Origin of the sequence: Streptomyces bobili, assembly GCF_002154575.1 — a bacterium.
Classification (GTDB): domain Bacteria; phylum Actinomycetota; class Actinomycetes; order Streptomycetales; family Streptomycetaceae; genus Streptomyces; species Streptomyces bobili.
On sequence record NZ_MUBA01000202.1, the window covers coordinates 1 to 19,734 of the forward strand.

The 19,734-nt window shown below is 71.4% G+C and carries 20 protein-coding genes and 2 pseudogenes; 12 read left to right on the top strand and 10 right to left on the bottom strand.

What is annotated here, in order from left to right:
• Nucleotides 1-705: IS200/IS605 family accessory protein TnpB-related protein (locus BZL64_RS17140; protein ID WP_143663180.1), on the top strand; the 705-nt coding region annotated here is incomplete at its 5' end.
• A gap of 43 nt (nucleotides 706-748) precedes the next feature.
• Entirely contained in the window at nucleotides 749-1,867 is a 1,119-nt protein-coding gene (locus tag BZL64_RS17145) for a hypothetical protein (protein WP_086770064.1), read from the top strand.
• Nucleotides 1,868-1,960: 93 nt separating this feature from the next.
• On the opposite strand, the gene msrA is transcribed toward BZL64_RS17145, so the two are convergent.
• Nucleotides 1,961-2,473, bottom strand: a complete 513-nt coding sequence (gene msrA / locus BZL64_RS17150) for a peptide-methionine (S)-S-oxide reductase MsrA (protein ID WP_086770065.1) — start codon at nucleotides 2,471-2,473, stop codon at nucleotides 1,961-1,963.
• A 169-nt stretch (nucleotides 2,474-2,642) separates the two neighbouring features.
• Here msrA and BZL64_RS17155 point away from each other — a divergent pair, with 169 nt between their 5' ends.
• From BZL64_RS17155 to BZL64_RS17185, 7 genes and pseudogenes are all read left to right on the top strand, one after another.
• Nucleotides 2,643-2,897, top strand: coding sequence for a DUF2283 domain-containing protein (locus BZL64_RS17155; RefSeq protein WP_086770066.1), 255 nt, complete (start codon nucleotides 2,643-2,645; stop codon nucleotides 2,895-2,897).
• A gap of 49 nt (nucleotides 2,898-2,946) precedes the next feature.
• Nucleotides 2,947-3,507: pseudogene (locus BZL64_RS17160) on the top strand (DUF4291 domain-containing protein); the annotation flags it as partial.
• A 57-nt stretch (nucleotides 3,508-3,564) separates the two neighbouring features.
• Complete coding sequence (locus BZL64_RS17165; RefSeq protein WP_086770079.1) at nucleotides 3,565-4,665, top strand: serine hydrolase domain-containing protein; 1,101 nt, start codon at nucleotides 3,565-3,567, stop codon at nucleotides 4,663-4,665.
• 113 nt (nucleotides 4,666-4,778) lie between these two features.
• Nucleotides 4,779-5,420, top strand: a complete 642-nt coding sequence (locus BZL64_RS17170; protein ID WP_086770067.1) for a hypothetical protein — start codon at nucleotides 4,779-4,781, stop codon at nucleotides 5,418-5,420.
• On the top strand, nucleotides 5,413-5,994 hold the full coding sequence (locus BZL64_RS17175; protein WP_244205371.1) for a DUF3885 domain-containing protein: 582 nt from the start codon (nucleotides 5,413-5,415) through the stop codon (nucleotides 5,992-5,994). Before BZL64_RS17170 ends, BZL64_RS17175 begins: the two co-directional genes overlap by 8 nt.
• A 129-nt stretch (nucleotides 5,995-6,123) precedes the next feature.
• Nucleotides 6,124-6,864, top strand: coding sequence for a type 1 glutamine amidotransferase family protein (locus BZL64_RS17180; protein WP_086770068.1), 741 nt, complete (start codon nucleotides 6,124-6,126; stop codon nucleotides 6,862-6,864).
• Between the two features lie 79 nt (nucleotides 6,865-6,943).
• Nucleotides 6,944-7,840, top strand: a pseudogene (locus tag BZL64_RS17185) (FecCD family ABC transporter permease); the annotation flags it as partial.
• 80 nt (nucleotides 7,841-7,920) lie between these two features.
• Here BZL64_RS17185 and BZL64_RS17190 read toward each other — a convergent pair.
• Nucleotides 7,921-8,964, bottom strand: coding sequence for an NAD(P)-dependent alcohol dehydrogenase (locus BZL64_RS17190; protein ID WP_086770069.1), 1,044 nt, complete (start codon nucleotides 8,962-8,964; stop codon nucleotides 7,921-7,923).
• Nucleotides 8,965-9,135: 171 nt separating this feature from the next.
• Between BZL64_RS17190 and BZL64_RS17200 the strand changes: the two genes are divergently transcribed.
• The gene (locus BZL64_RS17200; protein ID WP_086770070.1) at nucleotides 9,136-10,059 is read left to right on the top strand and encodes a helix-turn-helix domain-containing protein; all 924 of its coding nucleotides are present in this window, start codon (nucleotides 9,136-9,138) and stop codon (nucleotides 10,057-10,059) included.
• A gap of 19 nt (nucleotides 10,060-10,078) precedes the next feature.
• Here the strand turns inward: BZL64_RS17200 and BZL64_RS17205 are convergent, their stop codons facing one another.
• The 5 genes from BZL64_RS17205 to BZL64_RS41195 form a co-directional block, all read right to left on the bottom strand.
• Nucleotides 10,079-10,870, bottom strand: coding sequence for a group II truncated hemoglobin (locus BZL64_RS17205; protein ID WP_086770071.1), 792 nt, complete (start codon nucleotides 10,868-10,870; stop codon nucleotides 10,079-10,081).
• Nucleotides 10,871-10,993: 123 nt separating this feature from the next.
• The gene (locus tag BZL64_RS17210; protein ID WP_086770072.1) at nucleotides 10,994-11,674 is read right to left on the bottom strand and encodes an ABC transporter ATP-binding protein; all 681 of its coding nucleotides are present in this window, start codon (nucleotides 11,672-11,674) and stop codon (nucleotides 10,994-10,996) included.
• 36 nt (nucleotides 11,675-11,710) lie between these two features.
• Entirely contained in the window at nucleotides 11,711-13,159 is a 1,449-nt protein-coding gene (locus BZL64_RS17215) for an ABC transporter permease (protein ID WP_086770073.1), read from the bottom strand.
• 149 nt (nucleotides 13,160-13,308) lie between these two features.
• On the bottom strand, nucleotides 13,309-14,571 hold the full coding sequence (locus tag BZL64_RS17220; RefSeq protein ID WP_208639460.1) for a L,D-transpeptidase: 1,263 nt from the start codon (nucleotides 14,569-14,571) through the stop codon (nucleotides 13,309-13,311).
• Nucleotides 14,572-14,792: 221 nt separating this feature from the next.
• Nucleotides 14,793-15,131: a hypothetical protein gene (locus tag BZL64_RS41195; protein WP_244205372.1), complete on the bottom strand. Its 339-nt coding sequence runs from the start codon at nucleotides 15,129-15,131 to the stop codon at nucleotides 14,793-14,795.
• A gap of 148 nt (nucleotides 15,132-15,279) precedes the next feature.
• Here BZL64_RS41195 and BZL64_RS17230 point away from each other — a divergent pair, with 148 nt between their 5' ends.
• Both BZL64_RS17230 and BZL64_RS17235 read left to right on the top strand, forming a co-directional pair.
• A complete protein-coding gene (locus tag BZL64_RS17230; RefSeq protein ID WP_167396158.1) occupies nucleotides 15,280-15,612 on the top strand; it encodes an LPXTG cell wall anchor domain-containing protein in 333 nt (110 codons plus the stop codon).
• 42 nt (nucleotides 15,613-15,654) lie between these two features.
• Nucleotides 15,655-16,437, top strand: coding sequence for a hypothetical protein (locus BZL64_RS17235; RefSeq protein WP_086770076.1), 783 nt, complete (start codon nucleotides 15,655-15,657; stop codon nucleotides 16,435-16,437).
• A gap of 87 nt (nucleotides 16,438-16,524) precedes the next feature.
• On the opposite strand, the gene hutH is transcribed toward BZL64_RS17235, so the two are convergent.
• The 3 genes from hutH to BZL64_RS17250 all read right to left on the bottom strand — a co-directional run.
• Nucleotides 16,525-18,063: a histidine ammonia-lyase gene (hutH, locus tag BZL64_RS17240; protein WP_086770077.1), complete on the bottom strand. Its 1,539-nt coding sequence runs from the start codon at nucleotides 18,061-18,063 to the stop codon at nucleotides 16,525-16,527.
• A 128-nt stretch (nucleotides 18,064-18,191) separates the two neighbouring features.
• On the bottom strand, nucleotides 18,192-19,334 hold the full coding sequence (locus BZL64_RS17245) for a GGDEF domain-containing protein (protein WP_086770078.1): 1,143 nt from the start codon (nucleotides 19,332-19,334) through the stop codon (nucleotides 18,192-18,194).
• A 136-nt stretch (nucleotides 19,335-19,470) separates the two neighbouring features.
• A partial coding sequence (locus tag BZL64_RS17250; protein ID WP_244205373.1) for an enoyl-CoA hydratase-related protein occupies nucleotides 19,471-19,734 on the bottom strand: 264 nt, incomplete at its 5' end.

The window sequence follows — 19,734 nt, forward strand, 5'->3', positions numbered from 1 at the left end:
GTCGACACCAACGCCGATCACCTGGCCGCCTGGCGCCTCGATGTCCACGGCAACCCGATCGGCCATCCGCGCCGGTTCCTCTTCGACCTGTCCGGCACCGCCGATCACCGTGACGCCCAGGTACGGCACGCCCTCACCCGGCTGCTGAACTGGGCCAAGGACTGCGGTGTGAAGGCCATCGCGGTCGAGGACCTGGACTTCGGCGCGCAGAAGACCCGCGAGAAACACGGCGGCAAACGCCGCTTCCGGCAGTTGATCTCCGGTATGCCCACCGGCCGGCTCCGCGCCCGGCTGTCCTCAATGGCGGACCAGACGGGTATCGCGGTCATCGCCGTCGACCCGGCCTACACCAGCCGCTGGGGCGCCCAGCACTGGCAGAAGCCCCTCACCCACGACAACAGGAAGACGACCCGCCACGACGCTGCCGCCGTGGCGATCGGACGGCGCGCCCAGGGACATCCGATCCGGCGACGGACGACACCGCCCCGTGCACACCAGAGTGATGTGCACGGGCATCGGACCGTCCAGGCCGGACCGGGAGCCTCTGGACGTGAGGGACCCCGCCCCCGCATCCCCGGACCACGGACACGATCCGTACCGCCCGGACGCGGAGCGAACGCGGGCAACCAGAACGCCCAACACCGTTCGGGACGTTCGGCTGAGCATGGGTTCTGGCAACAGGACTCACTCCCGCTCAGTCCGTAGGAACGGTTGGCCAATTGTCGGTGGCGTCTGGAACCCTGGGGGTATGGAAATTCTCTGGGGCCTGATCGCGCTGGTCATGCTCAGCTTCGTGCTGCTGCCGGTCCTGCGGCGCAGGCGCGGCATGATCGAGCAGGTCCCGGCGGGCCACCCCGACGCCGCGGACCCCGCGGACTACGGCTTCGTCCGCGAGGAGGAGCTGGACATCCGCATGCCGGGCCCCGACCAGGACCTGCTCGACGTGCTGAATGTGGTGCAGCGCACCCACGACTACCGGGCCGCCCAGCAGCTGCTGGCCGGCACCGAGGCCGGGGACGAGCGCCGCTGGCAGCGTGTGCAGGCCTTCGCCGGCGCGGCGGCGCTGGAGCTTCACCAGAGGCCCGGCGGGGTCGGTGACACACCGGGCGGGCAGTGGCTGCGGGTCTGGCGGGCCGAGGCGCCCAAGGACGCGGGCGGGGCGGCCGTGCACGCCGAGTTCCTCGTGCAGCAGGCGTGGCGCACCTCGACGCCCGGCACTGACGACTTCCGGATCATCATGGAGGAGGCGAAGGACGCCTGCGGTCAGGCGGCGCTGCTCGCCCCCGGTGACCCGATCCCGTACATCGTGGAGCTGTCGGTGGCGCGCGGCCTGTCCTACTCGCGGCCGGAGTTCGAGCAGCTCTGGCTGAAGATCCTGGACCGTGCCCCGGCGCACATGGGCGCGCATCTGGCGGCCCTGCACTACTGGTGCGAGAAGTGGCACGGCTCGCGCGACGAGGCGATGTCGTTCGCGGAGGCCGCGGCGGCGCGCGCGCCCCAGGGGTCCCTGCTCGCGGCGATGCCCCTCTTCGCGGTGTTCGAGCATCTCCCCGAGGTGAACCTTGTGACCGGCTTCTACCAGAGCGAGGTCGTGACCAAGGCGATCCACGGCGCCCTCTTCGCCGTCCACGCGGCCCGCCCCGACGACCCGATGCTGGCGCACGTGCGCCATCTCCTGGTGTTCTTCCTGGTGCGCGCCCAGCGCTGGTCGGAGGCGGTGAACCAGCTGATACACGTCGACGGGCACGTCGGCGCGCTGCCCTGGACCCTGGCCGCCGACCCCGCGAGCGAGTTCGCGGTGTACCGCGCGCTGGCGGTGGCCGGATACGAGGCGAACGGCGGCAACCCGGCGTCGCTCCCGCACTGAGCGGGAGCCCCCGGCGGGGCGGGACGGGCCCGGAGGGGGGAGGCTCAGCTCCCACCCTCCGCGGGACACCTCGCCCTCAGTCCCCGTCCCCCGTCAGTCCTTCGCGCGGGCGGGCAGCCGCCATCCCGGACGCGGGAAGTGGCAGGTGTAGCCGTTCGGATAACGCTGCAGGTAGTCCTGGTGCTCGGGCTCGGCCTCCCAGAACGGGCCGACCGGCTCCACCTCGGTGACGACCTCGCCCGGCCACAGTCCGGAGGCGTTCACATCCGCGATCGTGTCCTCGGCGATCCGCTTCTGCTCGTCGTCCACGTAGTAGATCGCCGAGCGGTAGCTGAGACCGATGTCGTTGCCCTGGCGGTTCTTCGTGCTCGGGTCGTGGATCTGGAAGAAGAACTCCAGGATCGTGCGGAAGTCGGTCTCCGCAGGGTCGAAGAGGATTTCGATGGCCTCCGCGTGCGTGCCGTGATCACGGTAGGTCGCGTTCGGCACGTCACCCCCGGTGTATCCGACCCGGGTCGCCGTCACGCCCGGCTGCCGGCGGATCAGCTCTTCCATCCCCCAGAAGCATCCGCCCGCCAGCACTGCCCTCTGCGTCTGCGCAGCCATTACGGCCCTCCACAATCTGTCAGCTCGGTCACTCGGGCTGCCCGGCGCACTCGCCACCGACATCCCTGGCCGCTCCCGTCAACGCGCGACGGCTCCCGAGGATTCCGCACCCCCGCGGCCGCTGCCCCCACACCAGGATCCCAGATCGACCACGTCAGGAGTCACGACCGTGCCAGACGTCAGAATCACCTACGACAAGACCGCTGACGCGGCGTACGTCCACTTCACCGATCCGCGGGACGAGGTGCACTCCGCACGGATGTATCCCTGCGATCCGGTGGACGTCGACGGCATGATCAACCTCGACTTCGACGAGCGGGGCCGCCTGATCGGCATCGAGGTGCTGGCGGCCCGTTCGAAACTGCCCGAGTACGTGCTCGAGTCGGCGGAACGCCTAGACCCCGAACCCCCTCACAGCGGCTGAACCCGGAAATCGGTGGCCTCCCGGCTCAGCCCGCCGCACGCTGTGCACCATGGAAGAACCGCAACGCCGGATCCGCGCCCTGTACGACGCATCCACGATCACCGTCTACCAGGCCTACCCGCCGGAGATCGGCCTGCCCGCCGCCCGCGACGGCCGGTTCCCCGCCGCGTGGAAGCGGGACCGGATGACGTGGATCAAGCCTTCGTTCCTGTGGATGATGTACCGCTGCGGCTGGGGCGAGAAGGCCGGGCAGGAGACGGTGCTCGCCGTCGAGATCACGCGTGACGGCTTCGAGTGGGCGCTAGAGCATGCGTGCTTGTCGAGTTACACGCACGGAGTGCATCCCGACCGTGAGACCTGGCAGCGGCAGTTGAGGCGTGCGCCCGCTCGCGTGCAGTGGGATCCCGAGCGGGACCTGCGCCTGCGGGCCCTGCCGTACCGGTCGCTTCAGCTCGGTCTCACCGGGGAGGCCGTACGGCGTTACGCCGACGAGTGGACGGTCGCCGTCCGGGACGTGACGCCGCTCGCCCACGCGGTCCGCGCCCATGTGACCGGCGGGGACCTGGACGCGGCGGCCCGGCTGCTTCCGACGGAACGTCCCTACCCGGCGCCGACCGCCGCGGAATTCGGTTGCCCCTCGAGCGGCCGGGCGGGCTACATACTCAGCATGGCCGACATTCAGGGCTCGTACGATGATCTGTTCGTCGCGGTTCCGACCGCGTTGGCCGCTTCGCTGGATCGTGGGGACGCCGGTGGTTCGGTGGCGGTGTTCGTGGACGGTGAGCCGGTGGTGGATGTGTGGGGTGGGTTCGCCGACGCGGAGCGGACGGTTCCGTGGGGACGGGACACCATCGTGAACGTCTGGTCCGTCACGAAGACGATGACCGCCCTGTGCTCGCTGCTGCTCGCCGACCGGGGTGACCTGGATCCGGACGCGCCGGTCGCCCGGTACTGGCCGGAGTTCGCCGCGGCGGGCAAGGACGGCGTGCTGGTACGGCATCTCCTCGCGCACACCGCCGGTCTGCCCGACTGGGACGGGCCGGTGGCCGAGTTGTACGACTGGCAGGCCGCCACCGCACGGCTGGCCGCGCGGGCGCCGCAGTGGGAGCCGGGCACCGCGGCCGGGTACCACTCGCTCACCCAGGGGTTCCTGGTGGGTGAGGTCGTGCGCCGGATCACCGGGCGGAGCCCTGGCGAGTTCTTCGCCGCCGAGGTCGCCGGACCGTTGGGCTCGGACTTCCATATGGGGCTGTCCGCCGAGCACGACCACCGGGTGGCGGCCACCGTCCCGCCGCCGGGACGGGACGGGGACTACCGGGCGAGCGCGCCCGCCGGAGACGCCGTCGCGAGCGCCGCCACGCCGATCCGTGTCCGTGACGGGAACGGCGTCGCCTGGCGGCGTGCGCAGATTCCGGCCGCGAGCGGGTACGGCAACGCCCGCTCGGTCGCCCTCGTCCAGTCGGTGATGGCCTGCGGGGGTTCACTGCGCGGGGTGCGGCTGCTGTCGCGGGCGGGCTGCGAGCGTGCGCGCGAGGAGCAGTTCAGCGGCGAGGACCGGGTCCTGGGGATGCCGGTGACGTGGGGGCTCGGCTACGGGATCTTCGGTGGCACCTACGGCTGGGGCGGCTGGGGCGGTTCGCTGGTGATGATCGACCCGGCCGCGCGCATGGCCGTCGCGTACGTGACGAATCAGATGCGCGACCCGGCCGACGACAACCGGGGACTGGAGATCGTGATGGCCGCCTACGAGGGGCTCCAGGGACTGTGAGAGACGACTCCGCCCGCGAAACGGGACGCCGACGACTCACGACAGAACTCCAGACGGAGATCCACAGAGAACTCCGGAAAGAACTCCGTACAGAACTCCAGGAGCACGACCAGATGGTGAAGTGGACCGCCGGGATCCCCTCCGCGGAACGGCCGGACCCCGAAGCGGGGCTGTCCGACTACCAGTTGGCCATGCGGGACCGGCTGCTGGCCGCGCCGGTGGTGCCCGCGCCGGCGCCCTGGCGGCCCGTCTTCGATTCTTCCCTCGTCGCCGTCGGCGGACTGCTCGGGATCGGGTTCGCCGTGCATCCGGAGAGCGGGAACGACCTGGTGATGGTCGTCTCTCAGGACGGTCACGGCCTCTTCGACGCCGTCACCGGCGAGAGGATCGCCCGCGACCGCGACCCCGCGCCCGAGGGCGCCACGCCCGACGAGAGCGAGGACCTGTCGTGTCCGGGGCTGGGGCCGATCGCCGGGGGCAGGGTGCGCATCGCGGGCCTGTTCGGTGGCGGGCTGCACTCCGGCACCGGGGACGGCTGGTCGGTGGAGGTCGTCCAGCCGGCCTGGCCGAACGAACGCGTCCTGCTGTCCCATGGGGACGGGCTGCCGCACAGAGGCCCGCACGGCGAGAAGTGGTGGCACGTCTTCCACGCGTCCTGGTCCACGTTCCGCGCCGCGGGCTTCTCCCCGTCCGGCCGCACCCTCGCCGTCGCCACCAGCAGTGACCTGACCCTGTGGAGCCGCACCGGTGAGTGAGGCCCTGGCGCGTCTGTGGCGGGAGCGGCACCCGTCCGTGCCGCCGCTCACCCACACGTTCCGCGGCGTGTTCGCCGACCGGTGGGTGCGCTTCCACAGCCTCCCGGAGTCGAAGCGCTACGCGGAGTCCGAGGACGAGTACGCGATCCTGCTGCACCGCTACAACACCGTGCTCGACGAACTCTTCGCGGGCCAGGAGGTGTTCGTGGTGACCGGCGACTGGTCGTCCACCGCGGACGGACCCGCCGGCTTTCCCACCCCGCGTCGGGACCTGCACCCGGACGGCGTGCTGTGGTGGACGGAGCCGGACGTGTCGGACCCGGACCCCGAGTTCCACACCTACTTCCGCTACTACGCCGACCGCCGGCCATGGCGGCCCGGCTGCGTCGACGACCTGCTGCGGGCCGCCGCGGACGAGGAGATCGTCGACGTCTTCCTCACCGACACCGGCCTGAGCCGCATCCACGCCCCCTACGACGGCGGTGCGGACGTCGTCCTCACCACGCCCGCGGAACGGGACCGCCTGCGCGCCCGCCACCCCGACTGGCTCTCCCCGCACCCTTCCGGCTGCTGACCCCGGCGGCTTCCGAGGCCTCCCCGAAAGACGTCCGAGGCTCTCTGGCGAAAAACGGGAGCGCGCGGTCGCCCGGTCGTGAGTTACTACGCGCGGCATCCGTACGACCAACCCCTGGGGGAAATCCGCATGAGTGGCAGCAGTGACGTGTTCCTGATCGGCGGCGGTAGTGACGAGTCGGCCGCCGACGCCGTCTACGGTCCGTTCCTGCGCGCCGCCTCGGCGGCCGTGCCCCGCGTGCTGTGTGTCCTCGTCGACGAGGGAAACGGCGCCGAACTCTTCGCCCGGTACGACACGTTGTTGCGCAAGGCCGGCGACTGTACGCCGGTGCCGCTGCTGCTGCCGCTCGGGGAGCCGTTCGAGCCGGGGGCGTTGACGGCGGACGTGGACGCGCTGCTGGTGTGCGGTGGGCTGACGCCGGCGTACCGCGAGGCGTTCGGCGGGTGTCTCGACACGCTGCCCGCGCTGCTCGCGGAGCGCGGTGTGCCGTACGCCGGTTTCTCCGCGGGGGCCGTGATCGCGGCGCGGGACGCGGTGCTCGGCGGCTGGCTGGTGGACGGGGTGGCGGTGTGCCCGCCGGACACCGCGGAGGATCTGGAGGAGGTCGAGGTGCGGTCCGGGCTCGGGCTCGTGCCGTTCGGGGTGGATGTGCACGCGGCGCAGTGGGGGACGCTGGCGCGGCTGGCGGCGGTGGTGGCGGGCGGGCGGCTCGCCCACGGGGTCGGGGTCGACGAGAACACGGTGGTGCGGGTGGCGGACGGACGGGCGTACGTCGCCGGGCTCGGCCGCGCCCACTCCGTACGCCCCGCGCCGGGCGCCGGAGTGCTCGTCCGGTCCTACGGCGCCGGCGACTCCTTCCCCGCGGCCTGAGCCGGCGGGCACCACGGATCGGCCCCGGAGCATCCGGAGCGCCCTGAGTACCCGGAGCACCCGGAATCGACCCCTCCTCCCGCCGGCCGAGGTGTGGCGGACCCTGCGTGGCCAGGCAGGCCCCTACGACCTGGTCGTCAATGAGCTGCGGGTGCCCAGGATCGCGCTCGGCGCGCTGGTGGGGGCGGCACTCGGGCCGGCCGGGGCGCTCGTGCGGACGGTCACCCGCAATCCGCTGGCGGGCCCGGACGTCATCGGGGTGGGCCACGGCGCCGCCGCGGCGACCGTGCTCGCGCTCTCCACGGGCGTGATCACCTCGCCCGGCGCGATGCCGGCCGTCTCGGTGGCGGGCGGGCTCGGCGCGGCGGCCCTCGTGTACGCCCTCGCCTGGTGTCGCGGGATGCACCCGCACCGGTTCGTGCTGACCGGGGTCGGCATCGGCGTGGCCCTCTCCGCGGTCGTGCAGCTGTATCTCACCGACAGCGAGCTGGAGGCCGCCTAGCAGATCAAGCTGTGGCTCACCGGCAGCCTCGACGGGCGCGGCTGGGACCAGGCCGGTCCGCTCGCCGCCGTACTGCTGCTCGCCGTGCCCGCACTGGTGTGGGCGAGCCGCGCGGTACGGCCGCTCGGGCTCGACCCGGACACGGCCGCCGCGCTCGGGGTGCGGGTGGACCGGGTGCGGCGGGGTCTCACCGTCCTCGGGGTGGTCCTCGCCGCGACGGCGACCGGTGCGGCCGGGCCGATCGGCTTCGTCGCCCTCACCGCGCCCCAACTGGCCCGCCGCCTCACCCGTACGCCCCACCTGCCGCTGCTGACCTCCGCGCTGACCGGCGCGGTCGTCCTGGCCGGCGCCGACCTGGCCGCCCGCACGCTGCTGCCCCCGCGGGAGATCCCGGTCGGCGCGCTGACCGCGCTCGTCGGCGGGCCGTACCTGCTGTGGCTGCTGGGCCGGCGGTCGGGCGACATCCGCGGATGACGTGCGCGGACGACGTACGACGAGGGCCCCGGCATGCCTGCAGCCGGGGCCCTCGGGGTGTGACCAGGTGACGCGGGACGTCAGATGGTCGTCGTGTCGATCACGAAGCGGTAGCGGACGTCGCTGGCCAGCACCCGCTCGTAGGCCTCGTTGATCTCGGAGGCGCTGATCAGCTCGATCTCCGCGCCGAAGCCGTGCTCGGCGCAGAAGTCCAGCATGTCCTGGGTCTCCTGGATGCCGCCGATGCCGGAGCCGGCGAGGGTCTTGCGACCGCCGATCACCGAGAACAGGTTGAGCGCGACGGGCTCCTCGGGGGCGCCGACGTTCACGAAGGCGCCGTCCGTCTTCAGCAGGGCCAGGTAGGCGTCCAGGTCGAGCGGGGCGGAGACGGTGGAGAGGATGATGTCGAAGGAGCCGGCCAGCTCCTTGAAGGTCTCCGGGTCGCTGGTGGCGTAGTAGTGGGCGGCGCCCAGCTTCAGGCCGTCGTCCTTCTTGCGCAGCGACTGGGAGAGCACGGTCACCTCGGCGCCGAGGGCGTGCGCGATCTTGACGCCCATGTGGCCGAGGCCGCCCAGGCCGAGGACGGCGACCTTCTTGCCGGGGCCGGCGTTCCAGTGCTTCAGCGGGGAGTAGGTGGTGATGCCGGCGCAGAGCAGCGGGGCGGCCACGTCGAGGGCGAGGCCCTCGGGGATGCGGACGACGTAGTTCTCGTCGACGACTATCTTCTCGGCGTAGCCGCCGTAGGTGGTCTCGCCGTCCTTGTCGACGGCGTTGTACGTGCCGACCATGCCGCCGCCGGTGCAGTACTGCTCCAGGCCGGCCTTGCAGTTGTCGCACTCGCGGCAGGAGTCGACCATGCAGCCGACGCCCACCCGGTCGCCGACGGCGAACTTCGTCACACCGGGGCCGACCTCGGTGACGACGCCGGCGATCTCGTGGCCGGGCACCATCGGGAAGATGGCCTCGCCCCAGCCCTCGCGGGCCTGGTGGATGTCGGAGTGGCAGATGCCGGCGAACTTGATGTCGATCAGGACGTCGAACTCGCGGACCTGTCGCCGCTCGATCGTCGTGCGCTCCAGCGGAGCCTTGGCGGAGGGGGCGGCGTACGCAGCAACAGTGGTCATGCCGGGGATTCTCCTAGCGGGGTCGTACGCCCGGTCTGCCTTCGGACCGGGCACGGCACCCAGCCTGCCTTGTTTTCCGGCGCCCACCCAGGCCTCACCTGTGCCTACGTTCGCTGTGCCTACCACTGGCGGGGTCAGGATCGCCTGCGTACGACCGTGAATACTGGACGTATGGACGAACAGGCCGAAGCCGTACCGCAGCCCGGCGGGCGGCTGGACCGGCGCGCCGAGCTGAGCGAGTTCCTGCGCACCCGGCGCGCCCGGCTGAAGCCGGAGGACGTGGGGATGCCCGACTTCGGACGGCACCGGCGGGTACCGGGGCTGCGCCGCGAGGAGCTGGCACAGCTGGCCGGGGTGTCGGTGGCGTACTACACGCGCCTGGAGCAGGGCAACGGGCGGAACGTGTCGGCGGAGGTCCTGGACTCCATCGCTCGCGCGCTGCGGCTGACCGACGCCGAGCACGCCCACCTGACCCATCTCGCCAAGCCGAAGCAGCACAAGAAGAAGCCGGCTGCGCGGGCCCAGCAGGTGCGGCCGGCGCTGCGGCAGCTGCTGGACCTGATGGACGGCGTGCCCGCGTACATCGTCGGGCGGCGGGCGGAGATCCTCGCCTGGAACCGGATGGCGGCGGCCGTGTTCGGCGACTGGGGTGAGCTGCCGGTCGCCGAGCGGAACTGGGCGCGGCTGGTGTTCCTGCGGCCCGACTACCACGACCTGTTCGTGGACTGGGAGCAGAAGGCGATCGACATCGTGTGCACGCTGCGGATGGACGCCGGCTGCTATCCGGACGACCCGCGGCTGTCGGCGCTGGTGGGCGAACTGTCGGTCAAGAGCGAGGACTTCCGGCGGCTGTGGGCGACCCACGACGTCAAGGACAAGGCCTACGGTGTGAAGCTGCTGCACCATCCGCTGGTGGGCGAGCTGTCGCTGAACTTCGAGGGGTTCCGGCTGCTCGGGGAGACCGAGCAGACGATGGTGTCGTACCACGCCGACCCGGACTCCCCGTCGGCGGACGCCCTCCGCCTCCTGGCGAGCTGGGGCGCCGACAAGGGCCGCCTGGGCTCCACCGATCCCAGGCCGCCACTGTCCGCCTGAAGCGCCCTGAGCCACCGCCTCAGCCCTGGTACGGAGGTGCCGCGCCCCAGTTCCAGAGGGGGACCGGCTGCTCGGCCGGCCGTTCTGCGTCGGGGCCGGAGAAGTGGACGGCCAGGCGGGTGCCCCACTCGATGTAGGCGAGGAACGCCGAGCGGAACTCGGCGTCGGTGGGCAGGCCGGCCTCGTCGGCGGCGTCCTGGACGAGGTCGACCCAGCGGCGGCGCTGGGGCTCGGTGATGCCGCGTCCGAAGTGCTTGGCGACCATGTGACCGTGGCCGCCCTGGGTCTTCGAGTAGGCCGGGGGGCCGCCGAAGACCTCCGTGAGCCAGAGGGCGACGTGCTCGGCGTGCTCGGGGGCGAGGCCCTCGAAGACGGGGGCGAGGAGGTCGTCCTTGACGACCTTGGCGTAGAAGGCCTCGGTGAGACGGGAGAAGGCCTCGGCGCCGCCCGCCCAGGTGTAGAGGGTGGGCACGGCGGAGCCCCGGCCGCGCACCGAGGTGGGCTTGTAGTGGCGCATCTCCTCGATGTCCGCGATGTAGGGGCGGATCTCCGCGAGGAAGGCGGGGAACAGGTCGGAGGTGCGGAAGCCTTCGAGGTGGTCCTGCGTGGAGGTCCAGGTGATGCGCAGGACGAAGTGCGCGAAGTCCTCCTCGCAGCGGGCGAGTTCGTAGTCCACACAGTGAGGCGAGGCCGCGAGCTGTGCGGCGGCGCCGGTGTAGGCGGCGAGGAACTCCGCCGACCGTTCCTCGGGGATGCGGTAGCGGATGTACTCGATGACTGTGCTGGCTGTGGTTCCCGTGTCGGCCGTCATGGGGCCACGCAAGCACGAACGGCCCTCCGGAGGCTGCTGTTCCGGGGGCCGTCCGCTCAGCGCTCAGCGAACCGGGTCACGGGCCGCGTACCGCGTCGGGACTCGCGCGGCCGGGAGGCCAGGTCAGACCGCGTTCTCCTTCACCGTGATGCTGCCCTTGCGGATCGTGGCCACGCGCGGGGCCTTCTTCGCTATGGCGGAGTCGTGGGTGACCATGATGAAGGTCAGGCCGTGCTCCTTCCACATGGTGTGCAGTACGTCCATGATCTCGTCGCGCATGCCCTCGTCGAGGTTGCCGGTCGGCTCGTCGGCGAGCAGCACCTTGGGCTGCTTCACCAGCGCGCGGGCGATGGCGACGCGCTGCTGCTGGCCGCCGGACATCTCGCCGGGGAGGTGCCCGAGCCGCTCGCCGAGGCCGACCGACCTCAGCGCCTCGGCGGCCCGTTCGCGCCGCTCCCTGGTCTTCACGCCGAGCGGGACGAGGGCGGTCTCGACGTTCTCCTGCGCGGTGAGCGTCGGGATGAGGTTGAAGGACTGGAAGACGAAGCCGATGTTCTCGCTGCGCACCTTGGTCAGTCTGGCCTCGGACAGCTTCGCCAGGTCGGTGCCGTCGAGGACGACCTCTCCCTCGCTGGGCCGGTCGAGCCCGCCGATCATCTGCAGGAGGGTGGACTTGCCGCCTCCGGTGGGGCCCTGGATGACGAGCCGGTCGCCGTCCGCGATGGTCAGGTCGACACCGGCGAGGGCGTGGACGGTGTCCTTGCCGCGGGTGTAGCGCTTGGTGACGCCTCTGAGTTCGTACATGGGGACAGCAACTCCTGGGGTAGGTGGGGTGGTTGGCTACTCGACGCGCCGCAGTGCGTCGGCCGGTCGGAGCCTGGAGGCCCGCCAGCCGCCGAACGCCCCCGCGATCAGACCGCCTGCGACGGCGAGTCCGACCGCCACGGCCACCGTCGTGACGCTGACCGGCGCCGTCAGCGCCACGTCGAGCGTGCGGGCCGCCGCCTGCCGGCCGCCGCCGAAGCCGCCACCGCCGGGGCCGCCCTGGCCGCCGCCGGTGCCGCCGCCCATCTCGGCCTGGAGGGTGGGGCTGACGGCGGTCACGACGTAGGCGCCGCCGAGGCCGAGCGCGATGCCCAGGGCGCCGCCGAGGAGGCCGTTGACCATGGCCTCGCCGACGACCTGCCGGGTGACCCGGCCGGACTTCCAGCCCAGGGCCTTCAGCGTGCCGAACTCCCGCACGCGCCGGGACACCGCCGAGGAGGTGAGCAGTCCGGCGACCAGGAACGCGGCGACGAGCACGGCGATGGACAGCCACTTGCCGACGCTGGTGGCCAGCGAGGAGGCCGTGGAGAGGGAGCCGGAGACGGTGTCGGCGAGGTCGGCGGAGGTCGTCACCGTCGTACCGGAGACGTTCTTCTGGATCGCGGACTTGACGCTGTCGATCTTCTGCGAGTCGGTCGCCTGGACGTAGATCGTGGTGACCTTGTCCTTGGAGTCGCTGAGCGTCTGAGCCTGCGTCAGCGGGATGTAGACGTTGGCGGCGGAGTCCCCGCTGTCGGCGGTGGCGATGCCGATGACGCTGTACTTGACGCTCTTGATGGTGACCGTCGAACCGGCCTTGAGCTTCTTCTCCTTGGCGTAGGCCGAGTCCACGACGGCGACCTTGGCGTTCGTCTCGGTGGTCTTGAAGGTACGGCCGCTGGTGATCTTGGAGGAGGTCAGCGGGCCGAGGGCGGGCTGGGTGACGTCCGTGCCGAAGACCGAGTAGTTGTCGACGTCGAAGTTCGCGCCGCCGCCCTGGACTTCGCCCTGCGGCTGGCCGGTGCCGCCGCCGGGTCCGCCCTGCTGGCCGCCCTCACCCTGCTGGACCTGGCCGCGGGTGAACTGGCCGTTGACCTTGATGACCGTCAGGCTGAGCCCGCCGACCGCGTCGGAGACGCCGCTCTGCTCGCCGACCTCGGTGACGGTGGCGGCGGACAGGGTCTGGAAGCCCTGGACCATGACGCGGTCGCTGCTCTGCTCGGCGTCGGAGTCACCGTCCTGGGCGTCGAACTGGAAGCGCGGACGCTCGGAGGTGCTGGCGGTGGGCGCCGCCGCCTTGGTGACGGTCATGTCCGTGCCCAGGCCGTACAGGGACTGCAGGACCTTGTCCTGGGCCTTGCCCATGCCGGAGGAGACGGAGGTGACGACGATGACGAGCGCGATGCCCAGGGCCAGTCCGGAGGCGACGACGAGGGCCGCTTTTCTGCGGCGGCGCAGTTCGCGCCTCAGGTAGGTGAAGAACATGGCCGCAAGCTAGGTACGGCCCGTGATGAAGCCATAAGGCTGAGATAAGAGGAGCATGAGAAGGCTGGGCCGCCCCATGCCGGGCCCGGTCCCGCAAACACCGATGCCGCCCCTGGGGGCGGCATCGGAGGACGGGTGCGGGAGGTACGTCAGGCGGCCGAACCGGCCTTCCACTGCGCCCAGTCCATGTTCCAGCCGTTGAGGCCGTTGTCCGGCGAGACGGTCTTGTCGCCGGTGTTCTGGACGACGACGACGTCACCGACGATCGAGTTGTTGTAGAACCAGGCGGCCGGCGTGTTCGGGTCGTCGGCACCCTTGGTGTCGGACAGGCCGACACAGCCGTGGCTGGTGTTCACCGAGCCGAAGATGGACTTCGCGCCCCAGTAGTTCCCGTGCAGGAAGGTGCCCGAGCTGGTCAGACGCATGGCGTGCGGTACGTCCTTGATGTCGTACTCGCCCTTGCCGTCGTCGTCGGTGAAGCCGACCGTCGCGCCGTTCATCCGGGTCTCCTTGAACTTCTCGGAGATCACCATCTGGCCTTCGTAGGTCTTGTTGTCGGGGGAGCCGGCCGAGATCGGGATGGTCCGGACCGTCTTGCCGTCCTGCATGACCTTCATCTGCTTGGTCTTGGCGTCGACGTACGTGACCTGGTTGCGGCCGATCTTGAAAGTGACGGTCTTCTGCTGGACCCCGAAGACCCCGTCGGCACCCTCGACACCGTCGAGCGCGAGCTTCAGCGTGACGGTGGAGTCCTCCTGCCAGTACTCCTCGGGGCGGCAGTCCATGCGGGTGGTGCTGAACCAGTGGCAGACGACTTCCTGGCCGCTGCTGGTGTTGACCGTGACGCCCTTCTGGACGGCGGCCTTGTTGGTGATCTCCTTGTTGAAGTTGATGGAGACCGGCATGCCCACGCCGACGGTCGAGCCGTCCTCCGGCGTGAAGTTGCCTATGAAGCTGTTGTCCGGGGAGACCGTGGTGAAGGAGGCGTTCTCGTGGGCCTCCAGGCCCTTGGCGTCCTTCGCGGTCGCCGCCAGCTTGTAGGTGGTCGAGCGCTCCAGCTGGTCGGTGGGCTTCCAGCTGGTCTTGTCGGCGGACAGCTCACCCGCCACCGTGCTGCCGTCGGCCGCGGTCATCGTCACCTGGGTGAGCGTGCCCTTGCTCACGGCGACGGTCGCGGAGTTGTTGATGGAGGCGTTGTTCGAGCCGTCCGCGGGTGTGATCTTGATCTGGGCCTCGGAGGACTTCTGGGCCGCCGCCTCGTCGGCCTTGGCCTGCGAGGAGCTGCCTCCGCCATCGGCGGCGTCACTGTCGCCGCCCGAGCACGCAGAGAGCACCAGAACACCGCCGAGCAGTGCGGACGCGGTCATGAGACCCCTGCGCCGCCTACTGTCCGTCATCACACGCTTCTCCATCGTCGCCGATTCCCGGTAGCCGGGAGTCCCCGTCAAGACCTTCAACGCTACGACCGGTTCGCCCCGTTCCACATATGTCACATGTGTGGGCCACACCACGTCCGCGGGCACTCGGTTCCCCCTCCGGGGCCGCTGGTGCGGGTGACGGTCAATGCGTCGTATGAGACGACGAAACCCCGGGCGGCGGTTGCCGTCCGGGGGTCATCAATTCCCCAAGACGCTCAGCCGATGCCGCCCGCGCGGCCGTCCTCGTCGGCGTCCGCCGCGCCGTCCTCGTCGTCATCATCCTCGTCGAGGTCCCAGTCCGGCGAATCGGGGTCGTAGTCCACGGGCTCGGTGGACCAGGAGGCCTGCTGGAGTTCGACCCCCGGGATCTCACTGACCAGGTCGAACGGATCAACGAGGCAGGCGAGGGCCTCCGCGGTGTCTTCCGTCACAGCGCTCTCCGCATGCGCGCGCTCACCCTCAGGCATCCCGGGATCGGCGGCCTCCTCCGCGAGTCGCCGCAGCGCGGCCTTGGTGAGCGCGCCCGCGTCGTCGATCTCCAGGACAAGTTCCACGCGAAGGCGGACAAATCGTGATGTCTTTTCAGAAGTCATGCACGGAGCGTACGACTGAGGGCTCCCGCGACTTTCCCGCGACCCGCGACTTTCATTAGCATCGGTCCACACGGCCAATTCGCCAGCACCACAAGGGGATCGATATTCCGTGTCATCCGCTCGCCGTCCGTTGCTGACCGCCACCGCCGCGGGAACCCTGCTGGGTGCCCTGTGGTTCGTCCCGAACGCCCAGGCGACCCAGGACGAGCCGGTGAGAACGGCCGTGACGACGCAGGTCACCACCCAGGCGAGGGCCGTCTCCGCGGACAGCACCGGCACCGCTCTCACCGCCGACACCTCCGACAGCACCTCCGGCGGCACCCGCCTCGCGGACACCGGAAGCTTCGACACCACCCCGTACATCGTGGGCGGCACCGGCCTCCTCGCGCTCGGCGCCGGCTTCGTCGCGTATTCGGTTCGCCGGGAACGTCTGGGTTTCTGAATTGATTTGACGCTCCCTTGACGAAACCCTCATAGTCCGCTCATGAAGAGATCATCGGGCGCGCGGCTGTGCGCCACGGCTGCCGTGGGCGCACTGTCGCTCGTCCTCGTCACGGGCTGCTCGGACGACGGGTCGAAGAAGGACTCCAAGGGGACCAACAACTCCTCGAAGGGTTCCGACTCCTCCTCGGCCCCGGCCGCGAAGGCACTGACCTCGGCCGAGCTGGAGAAGCTGCTCCTCGCCCAGGGCGAGGTCAAGGGGTTCAAGGTCACCCCGGGTGACGACACCCTGCCGAAGTCGAAGTCGGAAGTGAAGACGGACAAGCCGGCGTGCGACCCGCTCGCCTGGGCGACGGCCGGTCTGGCTCCGGGCGAGACGGACGCGAACGCGAGCAACTCCGTCGCGGAGGACAAGGTTTCGGGCGCCACCGCGCAGCCGGAGGACCTTGCCGACGCCTTCGACATCGACATGACGTTCGTGGGCCTGTCCTCCTACGAGGGCGACGGCGCCGAGAAGGCCATGAAGGCCCTCTCCGACGGCGTGACCGCCTGCTCCGCCGGGTACGGCCTGGCCGCCGGCGAGGAGAACTCCAAGGTCACCAAGGTGGCCTCGGAGAAGGGCTCCGGTCTGGGCGACGAGTCGGTGGCGTTCTCCGAGGCCGTCGACATGGACGGTGAGGGTTCGGCCACCTTCCACACCGACGTCGTGCGCAAGGGCAACACCATCGCCACGTTCTACACGGTGAACTTCGCCTCGCTCGGCTCGGGCAAGGCCGCCGACATCCCGGCCGCCGTGGTCCAGGCGCAGGTCGCCAAGCTCAAGTAGGCAGCTCCCCAAGGCACACCGGGGCCCTGCCGCAAGCGCACACGCGCGTGCGGCAGGGCCTTCCGCATGTCCTGGCGGCCGCGCGTCCTAGCGCAGCTGCCCCGTCACCGTCTCCACGGCCGCGACGAGCCGTCCGTCGCGCACGAACGCGTCGGCCGCGGCCAGGTCGGGCGAGAGGAAGCGGTCCGGTCCGGGACCCTCGACACCCGCCGCGCGTACGGCGTCCAGGACCGCGCAGGTCGCGGGCGCCGGCGTGAGCCCCTCGCGCAGCTCGACGCCTCGGGTGGCGGCGTACAGCTCGACGGCGATGACGCGCGTGAGGTTGTCGACGGCGGTGCGCAACTTGCGGGCCGCGGACCAGCCCATGGAGACGTGGTCCTCCTGCATCGCGGAGGACGGGATGGAGTCGGCGGAGGCCGGTACGGCGAGCCGCTTCAGCTCGCTGACCAGCGCGGCCTGCGTGTACTGGGCGATCATCAGGCCCGAGTCGACGCCGGCGTCGTCGGCGAGGAACGGCGGCAGGCCGTGGCTGCGGTTCTTGTCCAGCAGCCGGTCGGTGCGGCGCTCGGAGATCGACGCGAGGTCGGCGACGGCGATGGCGAGGAAGTCGAGGACGTAGGCCACCGGGGCACCGTGGAAGTTGCCGTTGGACTCCACCCGCCCGTCGGGCAGCACCACGGGGTTGTCGACGGCGGAGGCCAGTTCGCGTTCGGCGACGAGGCGCGCGTGGGCCATGGTGTCCCGGCCGGCGCCGGCGACCTGCGGGGCGCAGCGCACCGAGTAGGCGTCCTGCACGCGCGGCGCGTCGTCCTGGTGGTGCCCGGTCAGCTCCGAACCGGCGAGCACCGCCAGCATGTTGGCGGCGGAGTCGCCCTGGCCCGGATGCGGGCGGATGGCGTGCAGCTCGGGCGCGAGGACCTTCGCGGTGCCGAGGAGTGCTTCCAGCGACAGGGCCGCGGTGATGTCGGCGGACTTGTAGAGGCGGTCCAGGTCGGCGAGGGCCATGACCAGCATGCCGAGCATGCCGTCGGTGCCGTTGAGGAGCGCCAGGCCCTCCTTCTCGCGCAGTTCGACGGGGGCGATGCCGTGCTCGGCGAGCAGCTCGCCGGCGGGCCGTACGACCCCGTCCGGACCTTCGGCGTCCCCTTCGCCCATGAGGGTGAGGGCGCAGTGGGAGAGCGGGGCGAGGTCGCCCGAGCAGCCGAGGGAGCCGTACTCGTGGACGACCGGGGTGATGCCGGCGTTGAGGACGTCGGCCATGGTCTGCGCGACCTCGGGGCGGACGCCGGTGCGCCCGGAGCAGACGGTCTTCAGGCGCAGGAACATCAGGGCGCGGACGACCTCGCGCTCGACGTGCGGCCCCATGCCTGCGGCGTGCGAGCGGACGATGTTGCGCTGGAGCTGGGCGCGCAGTTCCGGGCTGATGTGCCGGGTGGCGAGCGCGCCGAACCCGGTGGAGACGCCGTAGACGGGCTCGGGCTTGGCCGCCAGCGCCTCGACGATCTGGCGTGCCGCGGCGAGGGCCGCCAGCGCCTCGCCGGAAAGCTCGACCCGGGCGCCGTCGCGCGCCACGGCGAGCACGTCGGACGCGGTCACCCCGGACGTCCCCACCACCACAGTGTGCATATCCATATTCAGGATCGTACGTAGTGAAGACGAGGATGTCACCAGTGGGGGCGGGGTTCGCCCCTTACCGATGCGTCACAGCCGATGCGTCACAGCCGACGCACGACAGCCGACGCGCCGCGGCCCGCTCACTGACGCCCACGGAAGCGCCGCCGCTCCCCGGCCGGTCCGCGCGGCGGCTCGTCGGCGAGCCGGACCACCGGATCGTCGGGCCCCTCCCGCCCCGCGACGACCGGCCGGGCGGCACGTTCGGCCTTGGCGCGGTACTGGGCCGCGTCCGCGAGCCGGAACAGGCGGCGGGCCGACCCCACCGGCCCGATGGGGTCCTCGGTGGAGGCGACTCCGCAGGCCACCCCCTCACCCAGCTCCAACTCGGCGGCGCGGCGGCAGAGTTCACCGGCGACCTTCACCACGGCGTCGGCGGTGGGACCGACGGTGAGCAGACAGAACTCGTCCCCGCCGAGCCGGGCGGCCAGCGCGCCGGGCAGCATCGCCCCGCACAGCGACAGCACGGACCCGAACCGCTCCAGCAGCCGGTCGCCGACGGCATGCCCACAGGTGTCGTTCACCCGCTTGAGCCCGTTCAGATCGCACACGACGAGACTCACCACGTCGCCGTGCGTGCGGTGCCGTTCCACGGCCTCCTCCAGGCGTACGTCGACGGCGCGGCGGTTGGCCAGGCCGGTGAGGGCGTCCGTGAAGGCGAGCCGGCGGGCCTCCTGAAGCCGCTCGGTCTGGGCGAGCCCGGCCGCGACGACGGCGGCGAGGACGGTCGCGAAGTCGGCGTCGCCCCGGTCGAAGACGGGGGTGCCGGAGGAGCGGGCCACGTACAGCTCACCCCAGGCCCGGCCGTGCAGCACGATCGGGGCGACCACGCATGAGCCGCGCCCTCGCCGGCGCAGGGCGGCGACCCGCTGGTGGCAGTAGCCCGGGCGGCCGGCGGCCGGTCCCTGGGCCGTCTCGACCCAGGCGTCGGGCTCGCCGCCGGACACCCAGCGCTCGTGCAGGAACTCGGTGATCTCCGGGAACTGGTGCACCGGATAGGCCTCGTCGTCCGGGAACTCCTCCTCGTCCGGCGCCCGGTCCCCCACGTTCACGAGGACGCGCAGCTGTCCGAGGTCCCGCTCCCAGACCGACAGTGCGGCGAATCCGCCGGCCAGCGCCCGGCAGGCGCCGAGCGCCGCCGCCCGCCACGACTCGCGGGGCGTGCGCGCCGCCGCCATCCCCTGCGCCAGCGCCACCACGGCCGCGAGGCGTCTGTCCTCACCCATCTCCCCAGGCTAGGGACATTTGGCTACAAAGGGGACTCCTGGGTAGCACTTGGAGTGACGAACCGAAGCGGTGACCAGGAGTGACGGCCGCAGTGACGGCCCGGAGCGACGCCCGTGCCCATGCCGGGAGGCCGGCTCACTCACCCGGCCACTGCGGCTTCCGCTTCTCGTTGAAGGCCGCGACGCCCTCCGCCCGGTCCCCCGAGAAGGCCACCGCCCGCCAGGCCGCGTCCTCCACCTCCAGGCCGGCCCGCAGATCCAGCCCCTGCCCCAGCCGCAGGGCCCGCTTGGCCGCGCGCAGGCCCACCGGCGAGTTCGCCCCGATCCGCTCCCCCAGCGCCAGCGCCTCCTCCCGGTCCCGTCCCTCGTCCACCAGCACGTCCACGAGGCCCAGCTCCCG

What these genes read in the sequence shown, in the direction of transcription:
- BZL64_RS17145 (WP_086770064.1), top strand. Translation starts at nt 749, where the DNA reads ATGGAAATTCTCTGGGGCCTGATCGCGCTGGTCATGCTCAGCTTCGTG.
- msrA (WP_086770065.1), bottom strand. Translation starts at nt 2,473, where the DNA reads ATGGCTGCGCAGACGCAGAGGGCAGTGCTGGCGGGCGGATGCTTCTGG.
- BZL64_RS17165 (WP_086770079.1), top strand. Translation starts at nt 3,565, where the DNA reads ATGGCCGACATTCAGGGCTCGTACGATGATCTGTTCGTCGCGGTTCCG.
- BZL64_RS17170 (WP_086770067.1), top strand. Translation starts at nt 4,779, where the DNA reads ATGGTGAAGTGGACCGCCGGGATCCCCTCCGCGGAACGGCCGGACCCC.
- BZL64_RS17180 (WP_086770068.1), top strand. Translation starts at nt 6,124, where the DNA reads ATGAGTGGCAGCAGTGACGTGTTCCTGATCGGCGGCGGTAGTGACGAG.
- BZL64_RS17190 (WP_086770069.1), bottom strand. Translation starts at nt 8,964, where the DNA reads ATGACCACTGTTGCTGCGTACGCCGCCCCCTCCGCCAAGGCTCCGCTG.
- BZL64_RS17200 (WP_086770070.1), top strand. Translation starts at nt 9,136, where the DNA reads ATGGACGAACAGGCCGAAGCCGTACCGCAGCCCGGCGGGCGGCTGGAC.
- BZL64_RS17205 (WP_086770071.1), bottom strand. Translation starts at nt 10,870, where the DNA reads ATGACGGCCGACACGGGAACCACAGCCAGCACAGTCATCGAGTACATC.
- BZL64_RS17210 (WP_086770072.1), bottom strand. Translation starts at nt 11,674, where the DNA reads ATGTACGAACTCAGAGGCGTCACCAAGCGCTACACCCGCGGCAAGGAC.
- BZL64_RS17215 (WP_086770073.1), bottom strand. Translation starts at nt 13,159, where the DNA reads ATGTTCTTCACCTACCTGAGGCGCGAACTGCGCCGCCGCAGAAAAGCG.
- BZL64_RS17220 (WP_208639460.1), bottom strand. Translation starts at nt 14,571, where the DNA reads ATGGAGAAGCGTGTGATGACGGACAGTAGGCGGCGCAGGGGTCTCATG.
- BZL64_RS17235 (WP_086770076.1), top strand. Translation starts at nt 15,655, where the DNA reads ATGAAGAGATCATCGGGCGCGCGGCTGTGCGCCACGGCTGCCGTGGGC.
- hutH (WP_086770077.1), bottom strand. Translation starts at nt 18,063, where the DNA reads ATGCACACTGTGGTGGTGGGGACGTCCGGGGTGACCGCGTCCGACGTG.
- BZL64_RS17245 (WP_086770078.1), bottom strand. Translation starts at nt 19,334, where the DNA reads ATGGGTGAGGACAGACGCCTCGCGGCCGTGGTGGCGCTGGCGCAGGGG.